Source organism: Mucilaginibacter terrenus (genome assembly GCF_003432065.1).
Lineage (GTDB): Bacteria > Bacteroidota > Bacteroidia > Sphingobacteriales > Sphingobacteriaceae > Mucilaginibacter > Mucilaginibacter terrenus.
Genome location: NZ_QWDE01000006.1, coordinates 1 through 16,304, shown reverse-complemented (window position 1 = coordinate 16,304; position 16,304 = coordinate 1). Strand labels below are relative to the sequence as shown.

The 16,304-nt window shown below is 44.4% G+C and carries 14 protein-coding genes and 1 tRNA gene; 6 read left to right on the top strand and 9 right to left on the bottom strand.

The features are described from left to right. Nucleotide 1: 1 nt before the first annotated feature. Genes DYU05_RS19590 through DYU05_RS19575 form a run of 4 tightly spaced genes read right to left on the bottom strand, consistent with a single transcriptional unit; the run spans nt 2 to nt 2,757 of the window. Complete coding sequence (locus DYU05_RS19590; RefSeq protein ID WP_117384858.1) at nt 2–682, bottom strand: SGNH/GDSL hydrolase family protein; 681 nt, start codon at nt 680–682, stop codon at nt 2–4. A gap of 1 nt (nt 683) precedes the next feature. Continuing rightward, nucleotides 684–1,391, bottom strand: a complete 708-nt coding sequence (locus DYU05_RS19585; protein ID WP_117384857.1) for an SGNH/GDSL hydrolase family protein — start codon at nt 1,389–1,391, stop codon at nt 684–686. Continuing rightward, the gene (lipB, locus tag DYU05_RS19580; protein WP_117384856.1) at nt 1,388–2,122 is read right to left on the bottom strand and encodes a lipoyl(octanoyl) transferase LipB; all 735 of its coding nucleotides are present in this window, start codon (nt 2,120–2,122) and stop codon (nt 1,388–1,390) included. Before lipB ends, DYU05_RS19585 begins: the two co-directional genes overlap by 4 nt. Next, the gene (locus tag DYU05_RS19575) at nt 2,119–2,757 is read right to left on the bottom strand and encodes a 4'-phosphopantetheinyl transferase family protein (protein WP_117384855.1); all 639 of its coding nucleotides are present in this window, start codon (nt 2,755–2,757) and stop codon (nt 2,119–2,121) included. Before DYU05_RS19575 ends, lipB begins: the two co-directional genes overlap by 4 nt. 365 nt (nt 2,758–3,122) lie before the next feature. Between DYU05_RS19575 and dcd the strand changes: the two genes are divergently transcribed. From dcd to DYU05_RS19555, 4 genes are all read left to right on the top strand, one after another. Beyond that, entirely contained in the window at nt 3,123–3,659 is a 537-nt protein-coding gene (gene dcd, locus DYU05_RS19570) for a dCTP deaminase (RefSeq protein ID WP_117384854.1), read from the top strand. Nucleotides 3,660–3,721: 62 nt separating this feature from the next. Next, entirely contained in the window at nt 3,722–6,178 is a 2,457-nt protein-coding gene (locus tag DYU05_RS19565) for a carboxypeptidase regulatory-like domain-containing protein (protein WP_117384853.1), read from the top strand. Nucleotides 6,179–6,241: 63 nt separating this feature from the next. After that, entirely contained in the window at nt 6,242–6,523 is a 282-nt protein-coding gene (locus DYU05_RS19560; protein WP_117384852.1) for an ATP-dependent Clp protease adaptor ClpS, read from the top strand. A 15-nt stretch (nt 6,524–6,538) separates the two neighbouring features. Further along, nucleotides 6,539–7,045: a GNAT family N-acetyltransferase gene (locus tag DYU05_RS19555; protein WP_117384851.1), complete on the top strand. Its 507-nt coding sequence runs from the start codon at nt 6,539–6,541 to the stop codon at nt 7,043–7,045. Between the two features lie 177 nt (nt 7,046–7,222). Here the strand turns inward: DYU05_RS19555 and DYU05_RS19550 are convergent, their stop codons facing one another. The 5 genes from DYU05_RS19550 to DYU05_RS19530 form a co-directional block, all read right to left on the bottom strand. Further along, nucleotides 7,223–10,360 carry an efflux RND transporter permease subunit gene (locus DYU05_RS19550; RefSeq protein ID WP_117384850.1) on the bottom strand — a complete coding sequence of 1,046 codons (3,138 nt, stop codon included), beginning with the start codon at nt 10,358–10,360 and terminating at the stop codon, nt 7,223–7,225. Nucleotides 10,361–10,432: 72 nt separating this feature from the next. After that, entirely contained in the window at nt 10,433–11,530 is a 1,098-nt protein-coding gene (locus tag DYU05_RS19545) for an efflux RND transporter periplasmic adaptor subunit (RefSeq protein WP_117384849.1), read from the bottom strand. Between the two features lie 22 nt (nt 11,531–11,552). Next, the gene (locus DYU05_RS19540; RefSeq protein ID WP_117384848.1) at nt 11,553–12,824 is read right to left on the bottom strand and encodes a TolC family protein; all 1,272 of its coding nucleotides are present in this window, start codon (nt 12,822–12,824) and stop codon (nt 11,553–11,555) included. A gap of 75 nt (nt 12,825–12,899) precedes the next feature. Continuing rightward, nucleotides 12,900–14,279 (bottom strand): sensor histidine kinase, encoded by a 1,380-nt coding sequence (locus DYU05_RS19535; RefSeq protein WP_117384847.1) that lies wholly within the window; start codon nt 14,277–14,279, stop codon nt 12,900–12,902. A gap of 7 nt (nt 14,280–14,286) precedes the next feature. Further along, nucleotides 14,287–14,970, bottom strand: a complete 684-nt coding sequence (locus DYU05_RS19530; protein WP_117384846.1) for a response regulator — start codon at nt 14,968–14,970, stop codon at nt 14,287–14,289. Nucleotides 14,971–15,149: 179 nt separating this feature from the next. On the opposite strand from DYU05_RS19530, the gene DYU05_RS19525 reads away from it, so the two are divergent. Together DYU05_RS19525 and DYU05_RS19520 are read left to right on the top strand one after the other, a co-directional pair. Beyond that, nucleotides 15,150–15,224: transfer RNA gene (locus DYU05_RS19525), tRNA-Val, on the top strand. Nucleotides 15,225–15,362: 138 nt separating this feature from the next. Further along, a complete protein-coding gene (locus tag DYU05_RS19520; protein WP_117384845.1) occupies nt 15,363–16,238 on the top strand; it encodes a phage integrase SAM-like domain and Arm DNA-binding domain-containing protein in 876 nt (291 codons plus the stop codon). Nucleotides 16,239–16,304 lie beyond the last annotated feature (66 nt).

Below are 16,304 nucleotides of genomic sequence, written 5' to 3'. Positions count from 1 at the left end.
GTCAATTAATCATCTTTTTAACTATGGCAGCAGCTTTGTCTGCCCACCAGCCATACATTTTTCCGGAATAGTGCAGCTTATCCGGCGCGTAGATATCCGGACTGTCGGCGACATCTCGTGTAAGGCTGGTAATGTTAATGTAATTGGCACCGGCTATTTTGGTGAGTTCTTTATTTATGTCGTTATAGGCGTCAATCTCAGCCGCAATTTTAGGTGGATTACGACCGGTTGCAAACGGGGTGGCGCCCCAATCAGGGATAGAGAGAACAATAACATGTATTGCATTTCCTTTGGCGTAGGCAATGGCGGAATCTAAAAGTTGTTTAAACTCTGTACGATAAACTTCAATTGGCTTTCTCTGGTAATGGTTGTTAACGCCTATTAATAGGGTGACAAAATCATAGGTGTGTTTTATGCTTGTATCTTTAATAGCTTTCAAAAGTTCATCCGTGCGCCAACCATTTTGAGCTACTATAACAGGCCTTGAAGTTTTGATTCCCTTGCTGTTTAATTTAGCTGCTAACAGGAACGGGAACGTTTGTGCAAGTGGCATTAGCCGACCAACGGTATACGAGTCGCCCATCGCCAAATAGCTAAGGGAGTCGGTTACGGCTACAAGTTGCTGAGCTTTAACAGCTGCCGTGGTAAATGCCAGGATTAAACACAGCAATACCCTGTTCATATTATTGCAGCTGGCTTTTAACAGCGGGTAGTAGCTGCTCTACCCACAGGCTGTACATTACTGCAGAGGGATGCAATCCGTCATTGGCGGTAAGGTTAGTATCTGCAGATGCTTTCTTAGATATAAGAGTGATGTTTGTGTAACTGAGCCCTGAACTTACGGTTTCTGCAGCGTTGATCGCATTAAACTCATCTATTTCCTTCGCAATCTGCTGCCGGTCGCGGCTGTTTGCGAAAGGTGTCACGCCCCAGTCAGGAATGGATAATACAAAAACATGTGCCTTGTTACCGCCAGCGTAATCTATCGCGGTTTGTAAGAGTTGTACAAACTCTTTACGGTAATCTTCTTTGCTGCAGCCGCGGTACTGGTTGTTCACGCCTATAAGTAAGGTTACAATATCATATGTTTTGCCCTTTGTATCGCCTGCTTCAATAGCGCTAATAAGCTCACCGGTGGTCCAGCCCGTACGTGCAATAATGGCAGGCGCATCGGTAGGATATCCTGCAGCCGTTAGTTGCGTAGCAAGTTGGTTTGGAAAATTCTGCTTCAGATCGACAGCTTCGCCAATGGTGTAGCTGTCACCGAGTGCCAGGTAGGTTAAGGGTTGTTTTCCGGGCATAGTTGTAGCTTGTGTATTTATTACCGGTGAAGGTGATTTTCCGCACGCGGTCATGGCAATTATCAGGGCCAATAAGGTAAATGATTTCATATGATCTCCATACCAAACAATACGGAAATATGTCTGGTAAGGATTTCCTGAACTTCTTTTATGTTTACTTCCCGGCCTAGTTCCTGCTGCATACTCGTCACGTTCTTGTCGTCAATTCCGCAAGGCACAATGTTCTTAAAGTAATCTAGGTCAGGATTAACATTCAACGCCAAACCGTGCATGGTAACCCACCGGCTGCAGCGCACCCCCATTGCGCAGATCTTTCGGGCCTTTTCGTTATCTGCATCAAACCATACACCAGTATAGCCGGGATAGCGTCCAGCCTGCAATCCGTAATCTGCAAGGGTGAGGATCACGGCTTCTTCAAGCGTGCGTAAATACAAGTGTATATCAGTAAAGAAATTGTCAAGGTCGAGTATCGGGTAGCTCACCAATTGGCCTGGGCCGTGATAAGTAATATCGCCACCGCGGTTAATAGGGTAGTATACCGCGTTTTTCTCCTTTAATCCATTTGCGTCTAATAACAGGTGTTCTGGCTTGCCGCTTTTGCCCAGCGTATACACGTGAGGGTGTTCTACAAAAATAAGGTAATTAGGCGTAAGCGGCTCTTCGGCCGGTTCTCCTCCTGCTCCTGTCAGTACTTGCCGGTTGCGTATCTCAGTCTTTAACTTTACGGTTTCGCCGAAGATTGCTTCCTGCCTTTCCCAAGCTTCTTTATAGTCGGTAAGGCCCCAATCTTGTAAAACAACTTGTTTGTTCTTCCTGCTCATCCCTTTACGTATCCAATCATATAATCATCGTATTGCAGGTAATTAACCTCGTAATCAATATGCATATCAGCCTTGGCAAGGCTTACATCTACAATGCCGTGCCCTTCAAAAGAGAACGGCTTTAACGTGATATTGTCCAGAAAAGATACTTCTTTCTGCCCGTGACACTTGTAAACGGCCTCCTTAGCACACCAGGCTACATAAAGCTGTTGTATTTTTGTGCGTTCGTTAATGCCGGCAAGTTCATCCTGGTTCATAAATTTATTGGCAATCCGCTCTACCTTCTGCTTTATTTGCTCAATGTCAATTCCAACCGGACTTGTTTTGCTGATCATTACAGCAGCGTAATCAAAAGAGTGGCTTAATGATATATGGTAGGGTAAAGTAACCAGGTAAGGTTTACCATGAGCGTCTACCTTGCAGTCAATGTATTCATCCGTTTTCAACATCTTGCGAAGCAGTACGCGGGTGCCCAGCCAATGCAGGTAGCGCTTGCTTGCGCTTAGCTGTTTAGTAAAGGCCTTTTCGTGGTCGTCCAGCTGCAGCTGGTTATATAGCTCGTCGGCACCTTCTTCTATCCGCCATAAAGCAAATTCAGTATCATCATCTACCTGGTGCCGGTACGCAATAGCCATGAAGTAAAAGTGCAAAAACCTAAACAAACTTGTATCAAACAAATATAATATTTCGTTATCCGTTCAGCTCCGGGTGTAACAAATCATCGTAAGTATACGTCATATCCGTACCAAACACTTTATATCATCACAATGAAAAAAATATACATAGCTGCTGTAATACTTATAGCTGTGGCGCTAAGCGAAAGCTGCCGTAAACTCCAGATACACGGTAGTGCAATGCAGACGCAAAACGTTGTAAGATAACTCCTGCAGAGACATCTGATCGGGCTATTTTTGAGGAAAACTTATTAGCTAATGTGCAGAACAAAAATTGCCTGCAACAGCAATTAGCGCTATTTTTAGTCCCTCAATAAATAGCCATAATGATCCTGTCAGACAAGCGCATCCTCGAAGAAATAGAAAAGGGAAGTATTATAATAGAACCTTTTAACCGCGAGCACCTCGGCACCAACTCTTACGATGTGCATTTAGGCAAGCATCTTGCCACCTACAAAGACCGCGTGTTAGATGCAAAACTGCACAATGAGATCATAAATTTTGAAATACCGAAAGAAGGTTTTGTGCTTCAGCCAAACACCCTTTATTTGGGCGTAACAGTAGAGTATACCGAAACTCATGGCCATGTACCTTTTTTGGAAGGTAAGTCGAGCACGGGAAGACTTGGTATTGATATTCACGCTACAGCCGGTAAGGGTGATGTAGGTTTCTGCAATACGTGGACGCTGGAGATATCATGTACGCAGCCAGTTAAAGTATACCCCGGTATGCCAATAGGCCAGCTAATTTACTTTGTGGTAGAAGGGGAGATAGAGACCTTTTATAACACCAAAAGTAACGCCAAATACAACAAGCCTACCACACGCCCCGTGGAAAGCATGATGTGGAAAAACAAGTTTTAAACCGGGCTGTATGTATAAGTAGTGCAGGTATTTAACGTTATATACAGCACGCTTATACAATTATGAATTACAGACGTTTTCTTGCATGCATTGCGGCACTCGCGGCACTGCTTATCACATACAGTTTTGTTTCTGTTGAGGACCCGATAGACCGCATCCGCCAGCAATTGGACAGGTGGGTTTCTGCTCACCCTGTAGAAAAAGTTTACCTCCAGTTTGATAAACCTTATTACGCCGCCGGCGACGATATCTGGTTTAAGGCCTACGTAGTTGCCGGACCGGATCATAGACTATCGACCCTAAGTGGTGTAGTGAATGTTGACCTGCTGGACGCTGGTAATGTTACCAAGCAATCGATAAAGTTGCAGCTTGCAAACGGTGTTGCTGCCGGTGACTTTGCCCTGCCTGATACTCTGCGAGGCGGTAACTATCACATTCGGGCGTATACCAATTATATGCGCAATGCCGGCAACGAGTACTTCTTCGACCATGCATTTACTATCCTGAGTGGAATGGCTTCTAAAGGTCCTTCAGGAAACATAACTGTTGCTGCGGGTTCAGATAACAAGCAATCAATTAAACCAGATATTCAGTTTTTCCCGGAGAGCGGTTACCTGGTAAATGGTCTCCCATCCCAGGTGGCGTTTAAAGCCGTGGGGTCAAATGGCTTAGGTGCAGATGTGCATGGCGTTGTTGTGGATGGACAGGGCAAGCAGGTCGCGTCATTCAACAGTACACATCTGGGCATGGGTAAGTTTAACCTTACGCCCGTAGCTGGGGGCAGTTACGTGGCCAGGATAACCACGAGTGATGGTACGCAAATGACCGTACCGCTTTCCAAGGTGCAGGATAGGGGTTACGTAATGACTGTTACTGATAATGGGCCTAATGTAACTGTGAATATCTCGGCATCGCGCACAATAACCAATAGTGCATCAGCCCCTTCGCTTACCTTAGTTGGGCAAAGTAGTGGCAGGATATATTTTTCTTCAACAGGTAAGCCGGGTAGTACAGCATTCACAACCACAATAAGCAAAGAGAAGTTCCCGTCCGGCATTGCGCGGTTCACACTGTTTACTGCCGGCGGCGAGCCGTTGAACGAAAGGCTGGTGTTCATCAACAATAACAAGTTGGCGTTGACATTTTCTGCAAGTAACAGCTATTCACCAAGGCAAAAGGTGAAAATAGGGGTAATTGCTACCAACGACGGCAAACCTGTAGCAGGCAACTTTTCAGTGTCTGTAACTGACGAGAGCAAAGTACCGGTAAACGAAAACACAGAAAATAACATTTTGGCCAGCCTTTTACTTACATCAGACCTTCGCGGCTATGTGGAACAACCAGCATATTATTTCAATAGCCAAACAAATAAAGTTCAGACCGAGTTGGACCTGCTGATGCTAACGCAAGGTTATCACCGTTTTGACTGGAGGGAAGTTATAAACGGCAGTTCGCAACAGGATACCTATAACCTCGAGAAAGCGCTACAAATATCTGGTACCATTACCAGTCCTGATGGGAAGCCTGTTGCGGGAGGTAAAGTTGAGGTAATAGACATTGATAATATAGATTACACACTAGACACGCTTACCGATGCTAATGGACGGTTTTCATTCACCAACCTGGCTTTTGATGATAGCCTGCGCTTAATAGTACAGGCACGCAACGCGAAAAATAAGCGCGATGTAGTAATTCATCTGGACTCGATAGCCCCTCTTTCGAAAAGTACAGGTAAAATTGCTCCTGACCTTTCGATAGACATACATAATGAGCTAACAGTTTACAGCCAAAGTGCAAAGGCATTGTATGTTGCACAGCGGCAGTATAATGTTGGCAACCATGTTATCCCATTGCAGGAGGTAGTCATCCGGGAGAAGAAGCAGGCACTTAAGCATTCCGCAAATCTTAATGGCCCGGGCAATGCCGACCAGGTGTTGCTTGCACATGACATGCGTAATTACGGGTGTGTATACCTGGCAGACTGCCTGCAGGGCCGTCTGCTCGGCGTAATATTCAGAAATGGCATCCCATATTCAACGCGTGGGTATCGTCCAATGCAGGTGATACTAGATGGGGTGTATGTACAAGGCGATTTCATCAACACCATCAATATAAATGATGTAGCGGGTATAGAAGTGCTGCGAAACGCCGGTACTGCCGGTATCTACGGAGGCAGAGCGGCAAACGGTGTTATTGTAATTACTACAAAGCGAGGCGACGAGCCTGAGACTTACGCCGGGCCGATAACCGGGCGGGGCATAAAGGCTTTTTACCCTAAAGGATATTACAAAGCGCGCACCTTTTACTCACCCAGGTATGACGCACCTAAAGAGAACAAACAACTCGCAGATCTGCGCACCACCATTTACTGGAACCCTAACGTAACAACCAGTGCTGACGGGAAAACCGCTTTTGAATACTTTAATGCAGGTAGCAGGGGTAAATACCGTGTGGTAGTTGAAGGTATTGACAGCGAAGGCAATGTGGGCAGGCAGGTATACAGGTATAATGTTGAATAATTTGATGCTAACGCGGATTTTATCTGTTTCAACTACGCTTTTTTGAGTAAATTTGCTGTAGATATGCCAACCGAAGTACAGGAAGAGACCTTCACGCTAGAAGAGGTATTGGCCGGGCTGAAAGAGATGCACCGCCTTATTTTGTGGAACGATGACCATAATACATTTGACCACGTTATTCATTGCATGATGAAGTACCTTGACTATTCTGAACCTCAGGCCGAAAAGATAGCCTGGAAGGTTCATAACGATGGTAAATGTGCTGTACTCGAAGGCTCATTTACCGAGATGGAGATCTATCGTAAAATACTCCAGCAGGAAGGTTTAACCGTTAGTGTAGATTAGCACAGCCTTGTAAATGTGGCTATTATCCTCCAAACCGAACGCTTAACCTTAAGTGAGCTTACCTTATCAGACGCTCCCTTTATTGTAGCCCTGCTTAATTCGCCGGGCTGGCTCAAGTATATTGGCGACAAAGGTGTCCGTTCTATCAGCGATGCTGAGCGCTACATCCTCAACGGCCCGGTAAAAAGTTATCTTGAAAACGGGTATGGCCTGTGGCTGGTGAGCCTTACTGCAACTTCTATCCCAATTGGTTTGTGCGGCATCATAAAACGGGACACTTTACCCACACCAGACATTGGTTATGCCTTAATGCCCGATGCTTATGGCCAAGGCTATGCGCATGAAATAACTTTGGCTGTTTATAGGCATGCTGTTTCGGTATTGAAGATTCCGTCACTTTGCGCAATTGTTACACCTGGAAACACAAGATCTGTAAATGTTTTACTGAAGCTAGGGTTTACGCAACAGCCTGACATTGTGTTGCCCGGTAGTACTGATGAAGTTCTGTATTTTATAAGTTGATGACTGAAATTAACTTCGGACTCTAAAGTGATTGCTTATTGGAAATACCAACATTGGGCACGCAAAAAGAAGGATAAGCTCATCTCAAACATGCAATAATATACATTAGTGAATAAAGCTTAATAACAAAGGGCGGCACATTGCTGTGCCACCCTCCCACATTAACACTATCTAGAACTAGGCGTTTATAGCGCCTATTTTCTTAAGTAGTTTCCGGTTCTCCCGTTTATGAAGGAACCTGTAAACTACGGAATAAATTATAGGAAGAATAAGCAGCGTAAGTACACTGGAAGTAATAAGCCCGCCTATTACTACTATTGCCAATGGCTTTTGCGTTTCGGAACCGATACCCGTAGATATAGCTGCAGGCATTAATCCGATTGCCGCCATTAACGCTGTCATAACCACAGGGCGTACGCGTGACACTACGCCGCTGAGCACTGCTTCGTCAAGCTGCATACCTTCCTGCAGGTTCTTGCGGAACACTGAAATTAGAATAACGCCATTTTGTATACAAACCCCAAACAGCGCTATAAAGCCAATGCCTGCTGATATGCTAAAGTTTATGCCGGTGATATGCAATGCCAGTATACCACCTATAAGTGCAAACGGTACGTTCATGATCACCAAACCTGCATCCTTGGCATTGCCAAAGGTTATGTACAGGATAAGGAAGATGACGAGCAAGCAGATAGGTACCACGTGTGCAAGGGTATTTGATGCGCGTATCTGGTTTTCAAACTCTCCGTTCCAGGTGAAAGAATAACCCCTGCCTAATTTTACACGCTGATTCACTTTCTGCTGTGCTTCGGCAATGGTGCTGCCAAGGTCACGGCCCCGTACAGAGAATTTTACAGCTATATAGCGCGTGTTGTTGTCACGGTATATAAACGCGGGCCCTGTTTGCGTGGTAATAGTGGCAATTTCTTTAATTGAAATTTTTGATCCGTTAAGTGTTGGTACCATCAGGTTTTCTATTTTGTCCTGAGTGTCACGATACTGTTTTTGGTAACGTATCCGGATATCAAATTTACGTTCGCCTTCGTAAAGCTGAGTGGCTGCTTTGCCACCAATTGCCATCTCTATGGTGGCATTAGCGTCCGCTGTAGAAACCCCGTACAAGGCCATCTTGCGCTGATCTAGCTCTATTCTGAATTCCGGCTGGCCAAGGTTCTTTAAAATACCCAAATCTTCAACCCCTTTTATATTCTTGAGGGTTGCCATCACGGAGTCTGCCTTTTGATCAAGCACTGTAAAGTCCGGTCCAAATATTTTAACCGCCATTGATGCCGGCACCCCGGCGACAGCCTCTGCAACGTTGTCTATAATAGGCTGCGAGTAGTTAAATATTATGCCAGGGAACTGGCTCAGTTTATTATCAATTTCGGCAATAAGTTCCTCCTGTGATATCTTTCGTTTCCATTTATCTTTAGGTAAAAGGTCCACCTGTATCTGCACATTAAAGAAGCCTTTAGGATCTGTGCCGTCGTTTGTACGGCCTACCTGTGAGAGGGTTTGCTTAACTTCCGGAAAGGTTGATAAAACCTGGCGCATTTTGTTTGTAACGGCTACTGAGCTTTCCAATGAGGTACTCATTGGCAGTTGAGCAGTAACCCAAAGCGCACCTTCATTTAGCTGCGGAAGAAATTCTGTACCTAAAAATTTAGCCGAAAAGAAGGTTACTGCCATAAAGCTGAATGCTACTATAAGGCTTAACTTTTGATTGCGATAGGTAAAGGCAAACATTTTGCGAATGCCGTTCTCAAAAAACAGCACCACCGGGTTATGCTTCTCACGTACATTCTTTTTTAGTAGAATGCTGGCAAGCGCAGGTACTAGTGTAAGCGTGAACAGTAATGCCCCCAGTAAAGCAAACCCTAAGGTATAGGCCAGTGGCGAGAACATCTTGCCTTCTACCTTTTGAAAGGCAAAAATTGGGATCAGGCACGTGATTATAATTAACTTGGAGAAGAATATAGCTTTGCCCATTTCGGCGCCCACGTTCTTAAACAAGCCTAATTTTGCCAGGCCGTTGAATTTTTGCATACCTACTTCCCTTGCCCGATGGTCGAGCGCTACAAAAATGCCCTCTACCATTACCACTGCACCATCTATGATAATCCCGAAGTCAACCGCTCCCATCGAAAGGAGATTGGCCGTCATGCCCTTTATACGCATACACATAAAGGCGAAAAGCAGCGCAAGGGGGATAATTATAGCAACGGTCAGCGTCGTGCGCCAGTCGGCCATAAACAGGAATACAATAACCGTAACCAATATTATACCTTCCAGTAAATTATGTATAACGGTTTCGGTACAAAAATCTATAAGGTTGGTTCGGTCGTAAAAGGTGTCTATCTTCACGTCTTTCGGCAACACATTGTTATTAAGTTCGGCTACTTTTTCGCGAATCCTGGTTAACACTTCAGCCGGGTTTTCACCTTTCCTCATAACAATAATGCCTTCTATAACATCGTTATTCCGGTCTCGGCCAACCTGCCCCAATCTTGGTAAACCGCTCTCTTTAACATCAGCAATGTTTTTTGCAAGGATGGGCACGTTATTAACGTTTTTTATGATGATGTTTTCTATCTCGCTAATGTTGTTTATTAAGCCAATGCCGCGCACTACAAAAGCCTGATCATTCTTTTCAATCACATCCCCACCAACGTTTATATTGCTGCGGTTAATGGCGTTAAATACATCCAGCGACGTGAGGCCGTATTTTTGCAGTAAGGATGGGTTTACACTCACTTCATAGGTTTTTTCTTCGCCGCCAAAGCTGTTAACATCTGCAACACCGTCAATAGATTTAAATTGACGATCCAACACCCAGTCCTGAATGGCGGTAAGCTCATGCAGGGTCTTTGTCCGGCTTTTGAGCGTATAGCGGTAAATTTCGCCGGTAGGGCCATAGGGCGGTTCCATTTCGGGCTTAACGCCTTCAGGCAGATCTACGTTTTGCAAACGGCTTAACACCTGCTGACGTGCAAAAGAATCGTCTACATCATCATCAAAAATGATACGTACGTATGAAAGGCCAAATGATGAAGTTGTGCGCAGGTTAACCTTTTTTTGTACCGAGTTTAAAACCGTTTCCATCGGGACGGTTATCATCTTTTCTACTTCTTCTGCGCTTCGGCCGGGCCATTGCGCTATTACAATTATTTGGGTGTTTGTAACATCCGGAAAGGTTTCTATGGGAGTGTTGAGATAGCTCCATACCCCAAGCGCGGCCAGTACAGCGGTAAGGAAGAATACCATTGCCCGGTGTCTGAGCGAGAAATATATTATGTTTTTAATTAGCTTATCCATGATTTTGAAGGTTCTTTAGCACGTATCCTTTTTTAAGGAGATGTTTGTGTGAGCAATGGAGGGCTGCAGGAGTTAGTCTTCCGTTAATGCATTATAAAGCAAGAGCTGGCTTTTTGATATCACCTTATCACCGGGCTTCAGTCCTGCAGCTATATAGGTAATGTCGTCAACGGTTTTTATCACGTTAACTTCGCGTACCTGCAGGTCGCATTTGCTGTTATACACCACTACAAAGTTTTTACTGCTGTCAAATATTACTGATGATGCAGGTATGGAAACTGAACTGTTTGCTTCCTTATTGGTGATTATCACATTAGTAAACATTTCCGGTTTTAAAAGCATGCCCGGGTTGCTCAGCGCTATGCGTACTTTCATTACTTTGCTGTCCGGGTCAAGTACCGATCCCACCTGGTCTACCTTACCTGTAAAGGCTTTGTCGGGATACGCCAGGGTAGTTATTTTGGCATCGTAGCCCAATTTTACCTTCGCTATATCACTTTCAAATACATTGGCCCAGATCCAAACATCTTTCATATCAGAGATGGTAAATAAGCTGTTGTTATTATCGGGACGGATAAAGTTGCCTGCAGCAATATTCTTTTCTACTATGTAGCCGTCGCCGGGTGCTTTAATAACAAGCGTTCCGCTGGAGTTGGTGTTACCGCCGCCGTTAATAGCTATCTGGTCGCGTACTTTGCTGTTAGATGCAAGTGCTTTGTTATAATTTTCTTTAGCTTCGGTGTAATCGCGTTCGCTTGATATGCCGTTTTTGTACAGGTACTCGGCTTGTTCAAGCTGGCGTTTGCTGATGGCAAGATCGGCCCGGGTAGAGGTCAGGTCGGTGTAGTTTCCCGCCACATCAGCACTGCGAATAACAGCAAGCACTTGTCCGCGCGATACCTTGTCGCCCAATGATACTTTTACATCAAGCACCTGCCCGCTGGTAAACGGAAATACCTTAACTACCTTGTTCTCGTCAAACGACACCTCGCCAGATAAGGAAAGCTCATCCTTCATTTGTGTGGTTTTTGCAGTGTCTATCTTCACCATCTTGGCAAGTGAATCGCTAATGCATACCTGCTTGGTTTCCATAGTGCCACTTTTTTCGTGCTGGCAGGCTGCAAGCCCCAGTGTGGCAGCAGCAATTATATATATGATGCTATTTTTCATTTGTTAGTTTTTGTAAGTGAGTTTATAGCGGATTAATTACTGTTGAGCCTACTGCGTAATTAACATCGGCAATGGCTTTCTGCAGGTTAAGCTGTTGTTGAAGTATTTTAAGTTTGGTTTCCCGATAGGAATCAAAAAAGTCTACAAATTCCTGCAGGCTGATTTGGCGCTGCTGAAAAGCCTTGAACATGCCCCTGTAGATTTGATCGTACTTGTTATAGAAGTCAGTCTCCTGGTTACCCAGCAATTCTTTACTAATGTTGTACTGCTGTACCGCCGAGTACACATCATTCTTTAATTGCAGTTCGCTGTTCTTTACAGTTGCTTCCTGCTCCAATACATTTAGCCTTGCAGATTTGATATTTCCCTGATTGCGGTTGAAGAAGGGCAATGGCAAGCTTATCTCGAGGCCGACATAGTTGCGGGCGTAACTGCTGTTTTGGTCGTAAGTTCCACCTATAGTAACATCAGGTACGGCAAGTGCTTTTTGCAATGCAAGGTTATGGTTGTTCTGCTCAAGAAGATATCGATCTGCAAGGTAATCGGCGCGGCTTGTACGGGCCTGCTCAGCAAGCAGGGCCGCGTTCAAAACCGCATCAGGGGTATTATATGTTATTTGGGGTAGTATAAATTTATCTGCATCTACTACCAGCAGGGTTTTCAATTCGCTTTCCAGGCTATTCAATTGGCTGTCTATTGCAACCAGGTCGTTTCGTAGGCCAAACAATAAAGCTTTTAAACGTACTACATCTTTAAGGGAGTTATTACCTGCTTGGTAGGCTTTGTCGGTAGCGTCTACTATACGCGTGGCTGATGCAATTTCTAACTGGTACACCTTTCGCTGATCGTTCAGGCTTGCTATCTGGGCAAGGTCCAATAGGAGGTTGTAGTGCAGGTTACGTAAAAGGTCGTCAAACTGGGCCTGCTGTATTTTGGCGTCGTCGGTTGCGATTTGTATTTGCTTGCCGCGCTTGCCGGCTGTTTTTATTACCTGGCTTAGCTGCACCAGTATCTGGCCGTTTGTGCCGCTGTGGTCAAAAAACTTGTGGGTAGCATCGGTAATGTTCTGGTCGGTACTCAACACAGGATTGTCCCACAGCCTGGCCTGCTGTATTAAAGCTTTTGAGGCATCTACATTGTATTTTTGCGCGAGCAATTGCAGGTTATTGGCCATAAACATTTGCTCGGCGTCTTTAAAAGTAAGCCTGAGGGTATCTGTTTGAGCATTTGCCTTTGAGATGGTTACGGCTGCCATTAACAATAGCAGCGATAAAAGGCGGATTAACTTAGTCATGAGTGCAATAGTATTTACAGCACCAAAACTATAGTAGCGGTATTAGAAGCGAATTAGAACCAGATTAAAAGCAGATTAGAATTCTTTACCGGCAGAAGATCGTAGAAAATTGATGGTAAAAGTACTTCCTGACGGAGTGTTTGGCTTTAACTGTATTGTGCCTTTAAACAGGCTAACAATTTTGCTGGTGATGTATAACCCAATACCACTGCCGTTAATTGCACGATCTGCATTTCCCCTGTAAAAAGGCTTAAAGATGTTGTTTGCGTCTTCAGGTGCAATGCCATTACCCTCATCAGACACCTCTAGTCTGAGTATTTCTCCATTCGCTGTAAAATTTAGCGTTACGGGTTTATCTCCGGAGTATTTAAATGCGTTATCTACAATATTATTGAGAGCTATGAAGAGCATTTGTTTGTTAGCGTCAACTGTTAAAGCATTCTCGTCTTCAGGCATTACGCCAAGGTTTACCTTTAATTTGCCCGCACCTTTCTTATCGGTCCATATGTCTGCCAGTTCCCATACCAGCTCATCAAGCCTGACTGGTGATAGTGCTGCGCGGGTATAATGGGCTTCTACCTGTGCTAACTGCATAAGGCTGGTAATGGTCTCCTGCAATTGACGGCCATCTGCTGCAATAGAGCTTAGCACCCTCAGGTACTCTTGAGTATCTCTTGGCTTACTAAGGGCAACATCAACCTCGCCCATTATGCTGGTGAGCGGTGTGCGGAGTTCGTGGGAAGCGTTAGCAACAAAAGTTTGCTGCAGTTCAAAAGCGTTCTCCAGGTGCTCCAGTAATAAATTCACATTGTCAATCAATTCTGCTATTTCATCGCGATTCTTTACCTGTTCTACACGCAGGTGAAGGTTGGTAGCCCTTATGCGCCTCACCTGGTTGATGACGTTGTTTACCGGAGATAACGCCCGCTGTGCAAACATCCGCCCGGCAAAAAACAGTACAACGCTAAAAATAGTAAACATGAGCACTGATATATTGCCCAGCCTGCGCATTCGCCGCGGAGAATTATCATCGATAGCAGATGCCAGTATCACAAAGTTTCCCTGGTTATCCTGGTAATATTTGCCTACTACCTTTCGCCTTCCATCTTCGTATTCTATGTATTTCTCACGCCGAACCTGTTCAATAACCTCACTGCGCCAATACACGTTGTGCTGAGCCTTAAAAGCAGTAAGGTTGTTATCGTCGTAAACCCTCAGCACTTCATCAGGTAGCTTTGCCAGGTACTGGTGCTGTACAAGTTCTATAGTTTTCGGTGCCAGTTCGTCCGCTTTAAGGTAAAGCTTTGCCGCAAGGTCCACACGGTCGGTAAGCCGGTTGTAAAAATCGGCAGTAGAAAAAGAAAGCACCGCAATGTACACCGCAACAAGGCAGGCCAGCAGCGCGCCAAGGCTAATAAGCGTGAAATAAAGCGAGAGGCGGTTCTTAATCTTCATTTCTGCGCTACGCTTTTAGTATATAGCCCATACCAATAACGGTGTGAATAAGCTTTTGATCAAACCCTTTTTGAATTTTATTACGGAGATAGTTCATGTACACGTCTACCGTGTTGGTGCCGGTATCAAAATTAATCCCCCAGACCCTTTCAAGAATGAAATCGCGGGAAAGTAATTTATTGGGGTTTTGGAGGAACAGCTCCAGCAGGTTGTATTCCTTTGCGGTAAGTGCAATTTGCTTGCCGTCGCGTTCAGCAGTTTTATCCCAGGTGTTTAGTTTAAGGCCATGAAAACTTAAGATATGGTCCTCCTCAGCAGGGAGGTGGTTCCTGCGCAATAGTGCTTCTATGCGTGCAAGCAGCTCGTTAAAATGAAACGGTTTCACCAGGTAATCGTCTGCACCGGCATGCAACCCGTTTACGCGGTCGTCTACAGTGTCCAGCGCGCTTAGCATCAGTACAGGCAGGTAGGGGCGGTGTTTGCGCAGTTGCTTGCATAAATCTATTCCGCTTATACCTGGTAGCATCACGTCCATTATTACTACGTTGTAGCTTTGTTCCATCAGGGCAGCCAGCGCATGTGCCGCATCGGCAAAAACATCAACGTGGTAGCCATTTTCCTGTAATCCTTTTTTGATGAACGAAGAAACCTTGTCCTCGTCTTCTACAAGGCATATTTGTTCGTGCGCCATTGTTAGGTATATAGTTGTAAAGGTAAGCTATAAATTTCTGCACTTCAAAAATGCAGTTTTATAGAAGGAATATCCAGCGCGGTAATTTTATTTAATTCAGTTAATGCGAGTTACAAATAATTTGAAATATTTTTTTGATGAATTAATTGTAAACTCTATATTTGCAGTCCCAAAACAAAGGGAGCTTAGCTCAGCTGGTTCAGAGCATCTGCCTTACAAGCAGAGGGTCACTGGTTCGAACCCAGTAGCTCCCACACTATAAAGCCCTTCAGAGATAATCTGAAGGGCTTTTGTTATTTATTCTGGTAATTAACATTCTCGAAGTTCTCTTCATGATAGCACATTGTTAGTACACTGTTAGTACGACAGTCAGCCATAAAACTTCTATTATTATGGTTTACTTCAAGCTTCTTTTGAATGACAAAAGACTAAAAGCAGATTCAATTTATCCGGTAGTAGTGCGAGTAACGTATCAAAGAAAGAACACTACCTTCAACACAGGCATTAGAATACAAGCTGACCAATGGGATGTCAATTCACTACAAGTACGGTATCAGAACCCCAACGCCCAAATTTTCAACAAGGCCATTAGTGAGTTTTATAGCCGAGTCCAAAACATTGGGTTCAAACTAGTTGATGAAAACGATTTTTCTTTTGCTTTACTGAAGCAGCGGTTAGAGGCAACTGATCAACCATTATCAAGTAAAAAGGCTACTACCTTTAAAATCTTTACAGATCAGTTAATAACGGATATGCTATCGATCAATCAAACTGGCAATGCAATTGTCTATCGTACCGCTTCAAACAGGCTCCTTACTTACGCACAAAGTCCAATGCTTCGATTCAGAGATATTGATTATAAATTACTAAACGGTTTTAAAACCCGCTTGATTAAAGATGCCGTAAAACAAAATACGATAAGCAACTACTTCAGAACGCTTCGTGCAATTTACAACAAGGCCATAAAGGCCAAGTTGATAGAAAGAGCGGAGTATCCTTTCCTCGACATTTCGGTTAAAGCAGAAAAGACAGCAAAACGAGCGATGGCGATAGATGAGTTGTTAGCAATTATGCGCATTACGTTGGAACCGAGGTCACCAAAATGGCATGCTCGTAATTATTTCCTTCTTAGTTTTTCGCTTATAGGTGCGTCTTTTACAGATCTAGCTTACCTAAGACCAACTAACCTGAAAAAAGGTCGTCTGACTGTATGTTATGGAGATGTTGACCACCTGATTCCGGGCCAAACTGACCAGGCAATTAGCTGACGTGGGGCGTGCAGCAAACGCTATAAAAGCGTGTACAAAAATAGTTATTTAAAAGGTATTTTCATT

What these genes read in the sequence shown, in the direction of transcription:
- DYU05_RS19530 (WP_117384846.1), bottom strand. Translation starts at nt 14,970, where the DNA reads ATGGCGCACGAACAAATATGCCTTGTAGAAGACGAGGACAAGGTTTCT.
- DYU05_RS19560 (WP_117384852.1), top strand. Translation starts at nt 6,242, where the DNA reads ATGCCAACCGAAGTACAGGAAGAGACCTTCACGCTAGAAGAGGTATTG.
- DYU05_RS19540 (WP_117384848.1), bottom strand. Translation starts at nt 12,824, where the DNA reads ATGACTAAGTTAATCCGCCTTTTATCGCTGCTATTGTTAATGGCAGCC.
- DYU05_RS19550 (WP_117384850.1), bottom strand. Translation starts at nt 10,360, where the DNA reads ATGGATAAGCTAATTAAAAACATAATATATTTCTCGCTCAGACACCGG.
- DYU05_RS19545 (WP_117384849.1), bottom strand. Translation starts at nt 11,530, where the DNA reads ATGAAAAATAGCATCATATATATAATTGCTGCTGCCACACTGGGGCTT.
- DYU05_RS19585 (WP_117384857.1), bottom strand. Translation starts at nt 1,391, where the DNA reads ATGAAATCATTTACCTTATTGGCCCTGATAATTGCCATGACCGCGTGC.
- DYU05_RS19575 (WP_117384855.1), bottom strand. Translation starts at nt 2,757, where the DNA reads ATGGCTATTGCGTACCGGCACCAGGTAGATGATGATACTGAATTTGCT.
- DYU05_RS19535 (WP_117384847.1), bottom strand. Translation starts at nt 14,279, where the DNA reads ATGAAGATTAAGAACCGCCTCTCGCTTTATTTCACGCTTATTAGCCTT.
- DYU05_RS19565 (WP_117384853.1), top strand. Translation starts at nt 3,722, where the DNA reads ATGAATTACAGACGTTTTCTTGCATGCATTGCGGCACTCGCGGCACTG.
- lipB (WP_117384856.1), bottom strand. Translation starts at nt 2,122, where the DNA reads ATGAGCAGGAAGAACAAACAAGTTGTTTTACAAGATTGGGGCCTTACC.
- DYU05_RS19590 (WP_117384858.1), bottom strand. Translation starts at nt 682, where the DNA reads ATGAACAGGGTATTGCTGTGTTTAATCCTGGCATTTACCACGGCAGCT.
- dcd (WP_117384854.1), top strand. Translation starts at nt 3,123, where the DNA reads ATGATCCTGTCAGACAAGCGCATCCTCGAAGAAATAGAAAAGGGAAGT.
- DYU05_RS19520 (WP_117384845.1), top strand. Translation starts at nt 15,363, where the DNA reads ATGGTTTACTTCAAGCTTCTTTTGAATGACAAAAGACTAAAAGCAGAT.